General features: G+C 34.0%; 12 protein-coding genes. All 12 read right to left on the reverse strand.

The window, feature by feature from the left end; all coding sequences use genetic code 11:
- Window positions 1-16: 16 nt before the first annotated feature.
- A complete protein-coding gene (gene mraY, locus CHB72_RS08380; RefSeq protein WP_089282436.1) occupies window positions 17-1,012 on the reverse strand; it encodes a phospho-N-acetylmuramoyl-pentapeptide-transferase in 996 nt (331 codons plus the stop codon).
- A 4-nt stretch (window positions 1,013-1,016) separates the two neighbouring features.
- Entirely contained in the window at window positions 1,017-2,402 is a 1,386-nt protein-coding gene (locus CHB72_RS08385) for a UDP-N-acetylmuramoyl-tripeptide--D-alanyl-D-alanine ligase (RefSeq protein WP_089282437.1), read from the reverse strand.
- Window positions 2,399-3,862, reverse strand: coding sequence for a UDP-N-acetylmuramoyl-L-alanyl-D-glutamate--2,6-diaminopimelate ligase (locus CHB72_RS08390; protein ID WP_089282438.1), 1,464 nt, complete (start codon window positions 3,860-3,862; stop codon window positions 2,399-2,401). Before CHB72_RS08390 ends, CHB72_RS08385 begins: the two co-directional genes overlap by 4 nt.
- A gap of 183 nt (window positions 3,863-4,045) precedes the next feature.
- Complete coding sequence (locus CHB72_RS08395; protein ID WP_089282439.1) at window positions 4,046-6,217, reverse strand: stage V sporulation protein D; 2,172 nt, start codon at window positions 6,215-6,217, stop codon at window positions 4,046-4,048.
- A gap of 356 nt (window positions 6,218-6,573) precedes the next feature.
- Entirely contained in the window at window positions 6,574-8,724 is a 2,151-nt protein-coding gene (locus tag CHB72_RS08400; RefSeq protein WP_089282440.1) for a PASTA domain-containing penicillin-binding protein, read from the reverse strand.
- 15 nt (window positions 8,725-8,739) lie between these two features.
- Window positions 8,740-9,228, reverse strand: coding sequence for a cell division protein FtsL (locus CHB72_RS08405; RefSeq protein WP_089282441.1), 489 nt, complete (start codon window positions 9,226-9,228; stop codon window positions 8,740-8,742).
- 41 nt (window positions 9,229-9,269) lie between these two features.
- Window positions 9,270-10,205, reverse strand: coding sequence for a 16S rRNA (cytosine(1402)-N(4))-methyltransferase RsmH (gene rsmH / locus CHB72_RS08410; protein ID WP_089282442.1), 936 nt, complete (start codon window positions 10,203-10,205; stop codon window positions 9,270-9,272).
- A 16-nt stretch (window positions 10,206-10,221) separates the two neighbouring features.
- Window positions 10,222-10,653 carry a division/cell wall cluster transcriptional repressor MraZ gene (mraZ, locus tag CHB72_RS08415; protein WP_089282443.1) on the reverse strand — a complete coding sequence of 144 codons (432 nt, stop codon included), beginning with the start codon at window positions 10,651-10,653 and terminating at the stop codon, window positions 10,222-10,224.
- A 191-nt stretch (window positions 10,654-10,844) separates the two neighbouring features.
- Window positions 10,845-10,991, reverse strand: coding sequence for a hypothetical protein (locus CHB72_RS26465; protein ID WP_176431278.1), 147 nt, complete (start codon window positions 10,989-10,991; stop codon window positions 10,845-10,847).
- 234 nt (window positions 10,992-11,225) lie between these two features.
- Complete coding sequence (gene lgt / locus CHB72_RS08420; RefSeq protein ID WP_089282444.1) at window positions 11,226-11,966, reverse strand: prolipoprotein diacylglyceryl transferase; 741 nt, start codon at window positions 11,964-11,966, stop codon at window positions 11,226-11,228.
- Window positions 11,967-12,049: 83 nt separating this feature from the next.
- Window positions 12,050-13,207: a hypothetical protein gene (locus CHB72_RS08425; RefSeq protein WP_089282445.1), complete on the reverse strand. Its 1,158-nt coding sequence runs from the start codon at window positions 13,205-13,207 to the stop codon at window positions 12,050-12,052.
- Between the two features lie 146 nt (window positions 13,208-13,353).
- Window positions 13,354-13,908 (reverse strand): YhcN/YlaJ family sporulation lipoprotein, encoded by a 555-nt coding sequence (locus CHB72_RS08430; RefSeq protein WP_089282446.1) that lies wholly within the window; start codon window positions 13,906-13,908, stop codon window positions 13,354-13,356.
- Window positions 13,909-14,000: the final 92 nt, after the last annotated feature.

Raw genomic sequence — 14,000 nt, forward strand, 5'->3', positions numbered from 1 at the left:
ATTGGCACCTTCCTTCTTAATGTAGTGCTAAGATTCCCACTAAGCATAAAATGACGGTCACGATCCAGAATACAATTACAACCTTTGTTTCTGCCCAACCGCTAAGCTCATAATGATGGTGCAATGGACTCATTTTGAAGATTCTCTTGCCAGTAGTTTTGAATGATATCACCTGTAGGATGACTGATAAGGATTCAGCAAAATATATTCCTCCTACGATAGGTATGATCAATGGCACATTCATTAGTATTGCCATTGTTGCTACAGCACCACCTAAAGCCAAGGAACCTGTGTCTCCCATAAAAACTTGGGCAGGATGGGTGTTGTATCTTAAAAAGCCTAGGCATGCCCCAGTTACGGCACTAGCGAATATTGCTAAGCTGGTATATCCCCAGCTCATAGCTAACAAACTAAAAAATCCAGTAATAATTAAAGTTACCCCTGCTGCTAAACCATCCAATCCATCTGTCAAATTGGCGCTATTGACGGTTGCCACTACTACGAATACGATAAATGGAATATAGAAAATGCCTAAATCTAAATATTGAGGTATAACAATATTCCCGATCTGTAGACTACCATCAATAAAGGGAATAATTATCTTTGTTTCTACAACAGAGGTGTTCGATTGATAGATTGCCAGTAGCACAGCTACAGAAATTTGTAATAACAATTTTTGGTAAGCCCTTAAACCAAGATTTCTTTTTAACACTACTTTAATAAAATCGTCAATAAATCCTATTAATCCAAATGCTATAGTAGCCCCTATGGCAACCAACAAATCCGTATTAATAATACCTGCAGTAAAGGATGTAATAATTATAGAAACAATAATTATGATCCCTCCTATTGTTGGTGTTCCACTTTTAGTCAAATGACTTTGTGGTCCTTCTTCTCTAATCGTTTGGCCTACTTTTAGTCTTCTAAGAAAAGGAATAATTAATGGTCCCAATAGTAACGTGATAAAAAAGCCAATGATTATTGTATAGATTAGTTGGTTTTGCTGTAACATTTAATTAACTCCTCTCTAGTAGATGATGAACAATCTCTTCCATGATCATTCCTCTTGAACCTTTTATCAATATAATGTCCTTCTCATTCATAATATTCTCTAGTATTTCAATTGCTTCCTTATTGGACGTCGTTGTGTATATTTGACGCTTCATACCTAAAGCAATAGCTTCGTCAGCAATCCACTGTGCCATGTTTCCTACTGTAATCAGTATGTCTACTTTATTTACTGCATAAGCTCCTACCATCCGATGTCCCTCTTCTGAAAAATCTCCTAACTCAAACATATTTCCTAATACAGCTATTTTTCTTTTTCCCTTCATATCTCTTAGTACCTTCAACGCAGCCTTCATAGAATCTGGGCTAGCATTATAAGCATCATTAATAACTTTTACATCATTTATGCTATGGACCTCCATTCTCATTTTAGAAGGCACATAGTTTTCTAAACCTGCTTTAACAGCATCAATCTCCATATTATTATAAAGTCCTATCCAAATAGCAGCTAAAGCATTATACACATTATGAATACCCGGCTGCTTTATCATAAAAAAATGATCCTCTCCCTTTACCTCAATGCTAAAGGTGAATCCTTTTTCTCCTAGATCCACTAAATTTTTAGGGAAAATATCATTTTCTTCAGTCAATCCAAAGAAGATTTTATGATAAACACTACGCTCATTTTTAAGTGTACTTAAAAGATCATTATCTCCATTTAATAATAAATAGTCATGTTCACCTAAAAAAGAGGCGACTTCCATCTTAGCCTTCATAATATTTTCTCTGCTACCTAAATTCTCTATATGAGAAACACCAATATTTGTAATAACCCCTATACTGGGTTTAACTATTTCTGTTAAAGTGAATATTTCTCCAGCACCTGACATCCCCATCTCTAAAACTCCTATCTCATGATGCTCATCTAAATTAAAAAGAGTTAAGGGTAGTCCAATATGATTATTAAAATTACCAATGTTTTTTAAAACATCGTATTTGTAGGATAAGACGCTACTAATCATGTCTTTTGTAGATGTTTTTCCAGTACTGCCTGTAATGGCAACAAATGGCATAGAGAAAAGTTCTCTATAGTATTTGCTAATGTCCTGTAGCGCTTTTAATGTATCCTCAACTTCTATTACACAAATATTCTCTAATGCATCTAATGGGATTTCTTTATCTTTTTCCCAAAGAATAGCGGATGCTCCTTTTTTCTTAGCGGAAGCAATGAAATCATGTCCATCAAAATTTTCTCCCACTAGCGGAACAAATAAATAGTTGGATTCTATCGTTCTAGAATCTGTAGAAATGCCTGCGATGTCTTCTTCTAAGCCTCTTTGTAATATATTCCCTCTACATGCCTCTACTATCTTATCTATAGGTTGTTTAATCATAATAATCCTTCCTCTCTTGCAACCTCTAAAGCAACCTTTTTATCATCAAATTCAAACACATTGTTATTAATAACTTGGTAGGTTTCATGACCTTTACCAGCTATAAGAATGATATCACCCTTTTGGGCACTTTTCAATGCAAAACTAATGGCTTCTTTGCGATCTTTTATTACATGATATTTTCCAGCAGTCCTACTTATACCATCTTCAATCATCGTAAGTATTTGCATTGGTTCTTCACTTCTAGGATTGTCAGAAGTTATAATTGTTAAGTCGCTATACTTACCAGCTATTTCCCCCATAACTGCTCTCTTACTTCTGTCCCTGTCTCCTCCACACCCAAATACTGTTATCAGTTTGTTTTCCACAAATCCTCTTACGGACTTCAATACATTTTCTAATGCATCAGGAGTGTGAGCATAATCAATAATAACTGCAAAATCTTTAAATTCTTCAACAGCTTCTAATCTTCCCGCGATTCCCTTCATGCATTCTAGTCCTTCTTTTATATATTTAAACTCAATACCCATAGCATAGGTCACCGCGATTGCAGCAAGTGCATTATACACTGTAAATAAGCCAGGAATATTCAGTTCAATTTTTCCCTTATATTTTGGTGTAATCATATCAAAGGAAACAGTTTTCATCGTCATAACTATATTTTTAGCTGATATATCTGCCTTGTTATTTACTCCAAATGTTAATATGGGAGTTTTTAGACTATTAATTTCATCAATGATGATTCTACCGTGTTCATCGTCAACATTAATAATATTATATAATTCTGTTTTATGAAATAATTTTTTCTTTGCATTTCTATAATCTATAATAGTAGGATGAAAGTCTAAATGATCAGGTGTAAGGTTGGTAAAAACCCCCACCTGAAAGTTACATTTTTCTACTCTTTGTAGTTCTAAGGAATGGGAAGAAACCTCCATCACACAACTGTCTATTTCATTTTCTAACATTTTGCGAAATAATTTTTGTAAATCCAAAGATTCAGGAGTAGTACGATCGGCATCTATTTTTTCATCTCCGATCCAATTGGAAATCGTGCCGATTAATCCTGGCTTTCTTCCACTAGCCTCAAGTATTTTCTTTATCATGTAGGTTGTAGATGTTTTTCCGTTCGTTCCTGTTACACCTATCAATGCCAATGTCCCACTTGGTCGATGATAAAAATCATTTGCTATGATCGCCATAGCTTTTCTTGTATTTTTAACTTTTACTACAGTTACACCCTCTATATCGATATCCTTTTGTACAATTACAGCTACTGCTCCATTTTTAATAGCATCCTTTATATATAAATGTCCATCAGTTTTGAATCCCTCAATACATATAAACAGACTGTTATTTACAACTTTTCTGGAATCATATGTTGTTGCTTCAATTGATAGTTCATCACTACCTTTTAATCCTTCTATCTCAAGGTCTCTTAATAATTCTTTCAACAACATGGATATCCTCCTGTCTTATACAGTTTTATTTAAAAAATTTATGCTTATCTATGATGTATTACCATTTCTTAAACTTTTTAAAAGGCAACCTAAAATTAAAGCATAATTCTTTAATTTCAGTTGCCCTTTTTATTATAGAATCATTATGAAAAAAATATCCAGATAAATAAAACGAACTATGTGTTAATCGGGCTTAAACTCTACGCTTACGATTGTTCCTGGTTCTACTTCAGTTCCTGCCTCAGGAACTTGACTATTGACTAGGCCACTACCAGTGATTTTAAGTTTCAATCCCATTGCATTTAATACAGTATTTGCTTCCCTTATAGTTTTTCCTTTTAAATCTGGTACTACAACTGCAGAAGGAAGATTTTCATTCATTTTTGTATACAACATAATGATCGATTTTTCAGGAACCTTTGCACTTGGTTTAGGAAACATATCTACAATAATCGAATCTCCATCTTCAGAAATCTCTGGCCAGGTGGCATGATCAAGCTTATTCTGGGATAGTATCTGTGAACCTTCTTTCACTGTTAAGCCTCTTACATCTGGTATAACAACCTCATTTTGTATCAAGGTTTTTGCTTCTTCCTCTGAATATTTAGGTTTGATATCCAAGTATCTTAGGCTCTCTTCTAATATTGATTTCGCAATAGGTGTTGCTACTACACTACCAAAGTGACTGTACCCACCAGGCTCATCTACTATTGCTAAAACTGCTAATCTTGGATCGTCGGCTGGAGCAACTCCAATAAAGGAGGATACATATATCCCCTGGGCATATCTTCCATTAACAACCTTTTGGGCGGTTCCAGTTTTTCCTCCAACTTTGTAGCCAGGAATATAAGCGTTCTTACCTGACCCTTCAGATACAACAGATTCCATGATATCTAGTAATTCTTCTGAAGTTTTTTGTGAAATAACCTGCCTCACTATTGTTTCTTCAAAACGATGAATTATCTTCCCTTCAGCATCAACTAATTCCTTTACAATCCGAGGCTTCATTAGTTTACCATCGTTTGCGATTGCAGAAACAGCACTAATCAGTTGAATAGGTGTAACAGAAATACTCTGTCCAAAGGATATTGTTGCTAGTTCAACAGGCCCTACATTATTTATATTGTACATTATAGACTTTCTTTCTCCCGGCAAATCAACTCCAGTAGTATCAGAAAATCCAAAACCATTTAGGTATTTGTAAAAGGTTTGTGCACCCATTCTTTGGCTTAATTCAACCATCACGGGGTTGCAAGAGTTTTGTACAGCTTCAATTAAGGTTTGTTGCCCGTGCGGATTATAGTATCTCCAGCATTTTATTATCTGACCAGCTACATTGACGGTTCCACCAGAATAAAACTGACTTTGGGGAGTAGCTACCCCCTCCTCTAAAGCCGAAGCTACTGTAATCAATTTGAAGGTAGAACCCGGTTCATAGGTATCATTAGTTGCTGGATTTCTCCACATACTAAACCATGCTTCTAACTTTTTTTCATTGTCCATTTCTTCAATCTGTAGTCTCAAGGCATCATCTAGAGGTGTTCTTGGCTCATTAGGATCATAATCCGGCTTCACTGCCATGGCTAAAATATCTCCAGTTTTTATATCCATAACGATGGCAGTCACTCTTTTTGCTTGGTTAATCTCTAAAGCATTTTCAACTGCCTTTTCCGCAAAGTGCTGTATAACTTCATCAATTGTCAATACAAGATTCAATCCATCCTCTGGTGGATAATACCTTTCTACACTAAAAGCTAATTGCCTGCCGGCACCGTCTGTATTTTTTATCCATCTCCCTGGCAATCCACTTAAGTATTTTTCATACTCAAGCTCAACTCCCGCCATACCTTTATTATCATCAGTTGTATGACCTAGGACATATGCTGCAAAATTTCCATAAGGATAATATCTTTTATTATCCTCGGCGATCCAAACACCAGCAACCTTCTTGGTACGAATGCTATCTGCTACATCATCATCTATCCATCGAGCTATTCTTACTAGGCCATACCTTGTATCTTTCAACTTTTCAAAAGTTTCTTCCTCATCCAATTCTAGAATCTCTGATAGCACGCTAGCCGCTTCTTCAGCATCATCTATTTCCCTTGGTTTTGCCCAAACTGTATTACTGCTGGCACTTATGGCCAATTCTTTACCGTTTCTATCGTAAATCGTTCCTCTTTTAGAAGGAATTGGGATATCCCTTGTCTGTTGTGCATTTGCTAATTCTTTGTATCTTTCTCCTTGTACAATTTGTATCCATCCTAGTCGTATGATTAAACCAAATATTACTACACATACACTGACAAAGATGAATATAAGTCGTTTCTTCGTAGAAACACTAGGTTGTGACACTAGGATTTTCCCCCTTTAAATTTTAAGCAAATCAACAAACTTATTAAACATTATATCAATTATATTCTAAGAATTAACTTCAAATATATAGATATCCAAGTTAAAATATACAATTATGCTATGAAATTTCTGGATAAATCTATCGTTTCATATTTTAATTTTGATACACTAAAGGGCTACATTTGCAGTCCCTAGCTGTGGTTTTCGGCTAGGGGCGAAACCGTAGACCTGTGTGTATCAAAATTATGCTTTACCACTAACTATCAATATAACGATAAATAAAAAAATGTATATTTTAAGTTCTTAGGTTGGTTATCTATAGAATATTGACTTAGATAAACAAATTCAGCGATGCATCAATTAGACTTAAATTCTACGCTTACAATTGTTCCCGGTTCCACTTGGGTTCCTGCTTCAGGAACCTGATTATTGGCTAAACCATTTCCAGCAATCTTAAGTTTCAACCCTATTGCATTCGATATAGTATTTGCTTCCCTTATGGTTTTTCCCCTTAAATCTGGTACTAAAACTGTAGAAAGAAGGTTATCATCGATTTTTGTATATAGCATAATAATAGATTTTTCTGGAATCTTTGCGTTTGGTTTGGGAAACATATCTACAACAATTGCATTCCCATCACCCGTGAATTCTGCTCCAACACGATACTCCAATTTGTTTTGCAGCAAAATCTGTGATGCTTCTTTAATCGTTAATCCTCTTACTTCTGGTATACTTACTTCATTCTGAATCAATTTTTTTGTTTCTTCCTCTGTATATTTAGGTTTGATACCCAAATACCTCAAGCTTCCTTCTAATACTTCCTTAGCAACAGGTGCTGCTATCACGCCACCAAAATGGCTATGTCCCCTAGGCTCATCTATGATTGTCAGTACTATTAATTTCGGATCATCAATTGGTGCAACCCCTATAAAAGAGGATATAAAACCATCAGATTCATATTTTTCTGCAGTTCCTGATTTTCCTCCAATACGATACCCCGGTATATAAGCACTAGAACCTTCTGCCACTGCAAATTCCATTATTTCTTTAATTTCTTTTGACGTGTTTTGAGAGATTACTTGTCTAACCATGGTTTCTTCAAAGCGATGAACAACCTTACCATCGTTATCAATCAGTTCTTTAACTATCTTTGGTTTCATTAGTTTACCATCATTCGCAATTGCAGCAACAGATGTTATTACATGCATAGGCGTTACAGCGATACCATGACCGAAGGACATTGTAGCTAACTCAACAGGCCCCACATTATTTAAACTATACATAATAGATTTTCTTTCTCCTGGCAAATCAATACCAGTTACATCAGAGAATCCAAACCCTTCAACATAATTATAAAATGTCTCAGCACCCAACTTCTGTGCTAATTCAATGAAAATAGGATTATCCGAGTTTTTTACTGCTTCTGTGAGAGTTTGCTGTCCAAAAGGATCATACCATCTCCAGCTTCGTATTCTTTGGCCAGCTACTATAGAATATCCGTTTGAATAAAACTGACTTTGTGGGGTAGCTATTCCTTCTTCAAGAACTGCAGCTGTTGTAATCAATTTAAAGGTAGATCCTGGTTCATAGGTGTCATTAACTATGGGATTCCTCCACATGCTAAACCATGCTTCCAGTTTTGCCTGTTCCTCCATCGCTTCAAGTTGTTGCCTTAAAGTTTCATCTAAAGGAATTCTAGGTTGATTAGGATCATAATCAGGTTTTGTAGTCATGGCTAAAATATCTCCAGTTTTTATGTCCATAACAATAACCGTTGCTCTATCAGCCTTGTTTATTTCTAAAGCATTTTCAACTGCTTTTTCTGCAAAGTGCTGTATAACCTCATCAATTGTTAGCACAAGATTTAATCCATCCTCTGGTGGATGATATCTTTCTCCATTAAAAGTTAACTGCCTACCAGCGCCATCAGTATTTTTTATCCATCTACCTGGTAGCCCAGTTAAGTACTTTTCATACTCAAGTTCAACCCCTGCCATACCTCTGTTATCATCCGTTGTATGACCTAAGACATATGCCGCAAAGTTTCCATAAGGATAGTATCTTTTGTTATCTTCAGCGATCCAAACACCAGCAATTTTCTTCGTACGAATGCTATCTGCTACATCATCATCTATCCATCGAGCTATTCTTACTAAGCCATACCTTGTATCCTTCAACTTTTCAAAAGTTTCTTCCTCATCCAATTCTAGAATCTCTGATAGCACGCTAGCTGCTTCTTCAGCATCATCTATTTCTCTTGGTTTTGCCCAAACTGTATTACTGCTGGCACTTATGGCCAATTCTTTACCATTTCTATCGTAAATCGTTCCTCTTTTAGAAGGAATTGGGATATCCCTTGTCTGTTGTGTATTTGCTAATTCTTTGTATCTTTCTCCATGTACAATTTGTATCCATCCTAGCCGTATGATTAAACCAAACATTACTACACATACACTGACAAAGATGAATATAAGTCGTTTCTTCGTAGAAATATTAGGTTGTGACACTAGGATTTTCCCCCTTTAAATTCTAAACAAACCTACAATCTTGCTAAACATTGTATAGATGATATTGTCTGAGGCAATTTCAGATGGAAGCATTTCATCGTATTGTTTTTTGATTTGACTAGATACCATAGCTACCTCAGCAGGATGAACATGAATATATAAAACTTGATCTGGTAGTGGGTACTGCATATCTAGTCTTTCTATAGCTTCCCTTTCAATCCATCTAGACTTTGAGACTTGTTCTACTTCAATCCGCAATCGTTCTTTTTGGGTCTCTAACTGCTCTAGTTGATTATTAAGGCTATGTACTTGATATCTAGTTTCTGTTATAGTAGCGAATCTTATTAACAGCATTAAGCTTAAACTAAACACTGCTACTATACCAATCCCTAGCATAATCTTCTCAAATCTGTAATTTTTCAAAGGTTTTTGTTTCTTTACAACTTTTTCCTGTTGTTGCTCTTGTGGTTGTAAATAATCATATGTTTTTCGTGCTACTACCAAATTTATTCATCCCCCTTTCCCATTATTCTATACTTTTTATTCTATACTTTTTGTGCTACTCTTAATTTTGCACTTCTTGATCTATGATTTGCTTCTAGTTCTTCTTTCGTAGGTAAAATCGGTTTTCTTGTTATTATTTTTAGTTGTTTTTCATTTCCACACTGACATATGGGAAACTGTGGAGGACATTTACAAGGATTATTTAATTCCTTAAAAGTATTTTTTACAATTCTATCTTCTAAAGAATGAAAAGTAATAATGCATATTCTTCCTCCATGATTTAAATACTTTGTGGCAGTCTTTATTGTTTCTCCTATAATCTCCAGTTCTTCATTTACCTCAATTCTTATTGCTTGAAAAGTTCGTTTTGCAGGATGTGCTCCTTCCCTGCGAACTGCTTTTGGAATAGCTTTCTTAATGATTTCAACCAACTCATAGGTCGTATTAATTTCTTGAACTTTGCGATGTTCAACTATAAATTCAGCAATTCTTTTAGCCCACTTTTCTTCTCCATACTCCCAGAAAATTTTTGTTAACGCTTCCTTTGAGTAATCATTCACTACGTTTTTTGCAGTTAAAGATCTTCGGATATCCATCCTCATGTCTAATTCAGCATCCTGCATATAGGAAAATCCTCGTTCAGCTTCATCCAACTGATGTGAAGATACGCCTAAGTCCAATAATAAGCCGTCTATCTTATCTATTCCTAAATCATTTAAAACTTCTTCAAGATTTCTAAAATTATTATGAGCTAATTGAATTTGACATTGACTATCCTTCAATTTTTCTGTTGCTGCTTTAATAGCATTTGTATCTTGATCAATACCGATTAATAATCCGTTACTACTTAATCTTTCAGCAATTCTTTTTGAATGGCCTGCTCCACCTAATGTGCCATCTACATAAACGCCATCACTTTTTATATTTAAGTTTTCTATACACTCTTCTAGCAAAACTGATATATGTTGAAAGTCCATCTCATCACCTTCATCTTTAGATTCCTAACTCCTGCATTTTAACAGCAATCTCATCATAGCTTAAATTAGCATCATTATTGTATTGATTCCACTGTTCAAGACTCCATATCTCTAATCGTGTAGCAACACCAATAATAACTGCTTCTTTTTCTAACAATGCATGTTCTCTTAGGTTGGTAGGTATCCTTATTCTTCCCTGATTATCAAATTCACATTCTGTTGCCCCTGCAAAGAAAAATCTAACAAAGGCTCTAGCATCTCTATTCGTCATAGGAAGCTGTTTAAGTTTATTTTCTAACACTTTCCATTCGTCGATTGGATATACAAACAAACAGTTATCCATACCTTTGGTTACTATGAAATTTTCTCCTAATTCGTCTCTAAATTTGGAAGGAATACTTAATCTGCCCTTTGTATCAACCGAATGATTGTATTCACCAATAAACATCTTCATCCCACCTTAGGGAATCTCTCCCACTTTATACCACTATTCACCACTTTTTATATATTTCTATAGCTCTTTATAAAATCCTTCTAATTATTGAAATTATTTTTATATAGTACTAAAGTTCTATCGATGAATTATGACAAAAAAAGAAAAAAACTGCCAAAATCAATGGCAGTTACTCTTTTAAAATTTTAATTTTCAATACTTTCCTCGTAACAGTCTATTAGCATGTCCAGCTTTTTACTGGCTTCTATCAAACTATTAACGTCATTTTTCTCATCATTTGTTTTAAGGGTCGGTAGAAGTTTTCGTAAATATTCAATCCCATCCTTTGTCATAATATTCACCCTAATTATTCCTTTCGCTATTTTAATGTCCCATTTTATATTCTTGTATATAAACTTAGATTAAAATAACATAATTTGTCAAAGTTCTTTTTTTGAAAATTTCTATAAATTATCGATGACTATTTGTTTTTTCCTCTAAATTCCTTCGGATTTCATTGATTTTTACCTTTAAAGTTTTCCAACATATTGTGCTATCATTATACAAACATCAATAAATAACACAATTTATCTGCTAGTAAAATATCTTTTTTTGTTTAAAATTTTCATAAGCGCTATTGCTCCCACAATAGTAATAATACTTATGACTTGTGCAGTTCTTAAGGGACCGATCATTAAACTATCGGTTCGAAGTCCCTCAATAAAAAATCTCCCTATAGAATACAGCACTAAATAATATAAAAATATTTGTCCTTCATATTTTTTCTTTTTTGTATAAATCAGCAAGAAAGCAAAAACACAGAAATTCCATACAGATTCATACAAAAAAGTTGGATGTACCATGACACCATCTACTTCTATTGCCCAAGGTAAATCCGTTGGTCTACCGTAGGCCTCTTGATTAAAATAATTTCCCCATCTGCCAATAGCTTGACCTAAAATTATACTAGGAGCACAAATATCTGCCAGCTTCCAAAACCCAATGTTCTTATATCTGCAAAAAACATAGCCTGCCAATACACCAGCTATAATAGCTCCATGGATTGCTAATCCACCTTCTCGTATCTTTATAATATCTCTAAGATTTTGTCCATAATAATCCCATTTAAAAATGACATAATATAGTCTTGCTCCTATTACCGCTAAAGGGATAGCAATTAACGCCATATCTAAAATAACATCTTCATATAAATTTTCCCTCTTCGCCCTAATAATAGCAATAAATATACCTAAAAAAATACCAATCGATATGAGGATACCATACCAAGCTACTTCTATTCCAAATACTCTAAAGGCTATTGGATCCATATCTTACCACCCTTTGCTAAAAATTTACTTTTCTTATCAATAATCAGAATAAATTATATTGAATTTGATAATAAAAGTCAAATCTATAGATTTAATAATCGTATTCTATTGACCAACTCTCTTCCAATATCATGATTAAAGCTCCAAGGATCAACGGCATGAATTTTTACAGTATAAGGAGCGTCCATTCCTTTTATTAACCTTTCGATTTTCAATTGATAATGACTAGATTGCAAAGTATTTGTAGAAGGAATTAATAGAATTTCGCCCACTCCATACTCCATTAGTTCTTCAATTTCTTTATGAATATTTCTTTTATCAAAAAATGTCAATCTAATTTTATTGTTATTGTATCCACTCCTAATTAAATAATCCTTTATTTTTTCTCTAAATAGTAGATCCTGTTTTATAAAAGGTTTATTATAATCTCTCTTTTCCAGTTCTTCACCGATCAATACGATACCTATATTATGTTTATGTTGGCTTTCTTTAAAACTATCAACTTGATTTACAAAAGATCTCGCTATAATATCACTATTCCACATGGGTTCAATTCTATGAATTTCTACTTGATGTTCATGAAGATTCATCTTTTTAATTGTATTCTCTATTAAGTTAAACTCGTTGTTTTCTGCCATGAAGATGGGACAAAGTATTATTTTTTGATTGCCATCTGCCACTGCTTTAAATATAATTTCGGACAAATATGGTTTATTGAAAAGATAAGTACTGTATATATTATATTCTTCTCCAAACTCTTCCTTTAGATTCTGTTCTAATCCAATAGTATAGTACTTTTCTTTTATAAAATCAGTTTTTTCATAATTAAGTTTTTCTATAAACATGTTAAAAGGCATTAATACTGTTCTCCATAGGTTGTTATTTGTCCTGTAATTTCTAATAGATAAAGATAGATCATAGGCATCAGGTTCTCCTTTAAATACTAATATAATGGCTGCTTCATTGGTATCAACATAATTTACTCCAACATAAGCTTCTTTTAAAGGATATTGAATATAAATTAGTAATAATAAAACAAGTATATATCCTAGTATAATTCCTCTAACAACTTTCCTATAGCTTTTCAAATAAACAGCTAGTCCCTTTCTTTTTAATCCATTATAAAGCGCTCCCAAAATTGCAGCACTTATTATCCATAATCCTCGTTCTACGAGCCCTTTTGTCACTAGCCCTAAAGTTATGGCTATGGTAATCATCATCGATATAAAGAAAATATACATATCATCCTACCTTTTACTATACATTTTTATTATACATTTTTATTATAATTATAGTAACGTTTACTTGGATATGATTATTATAAATAATATGTATTCTATTAGTATAAAATGAATAAAGATGGAGTCATGCTCCATCTTTATTCATTTTATGCTTTAGGTACTATTTTTCTAAAAATTTCTTCTATTTCACGACCAAACCCACTTAACGGTCTACCTCTGCCTGCTTCCCTTGCAATGTTTTCAATTCTTGTAAACAAATCAGGGTCAGCTGTAACTGCCACGTTGTCAATCTCTCTATCAGTTTCTCTGACTACTTCCTCAATTCTTCTTTCCATTTCTCGATCAAGTTCACCAGTTTCATCGTTTGTTAAGTTAACTCCTACTATAGCTGTATTTTCAGAAATAACTACTGTAGCGCTACGTACCTCTTCAAGTTGTACAACTTCATTTACTATTCTATCAGCTCTAACCATTAAATCCTGTTCCATTTCTACAGGCTGCATATTTCTTGGTGCTGTTCTATCGTCCTCTGGAGTTCTTGCATCTCTAATCACTCCATCGTCCGCCTGTTCTCCTGGAACTTGTTGTCCTGGTGTGTCTTGTGTCTCAGGAACAGGTCTTTCAGCTGGTCTACATCCAGTTATAGCCATGGCTATAATAAGAAAAACACATATTGTTAATATTAATTTTTTGCTTTTCAAATAATCACCTCCTAAATATATTTTGTCTCCAGTCAAGTTTTTTATTTAACTACTTTTTTCATGATTTCACAGAGTTTAACAAAACAAAAAAA

Origin of the sequence: Anaerovirgula multivorans, from assembly GCF_900188145.1 — a bacterium.
Lineage (GTDB): Bacteria > Bacillota > Clostridia > Peptostreptococcales > Natronincolaceae > Anaerovirgula > Anaerovirgula multivorans.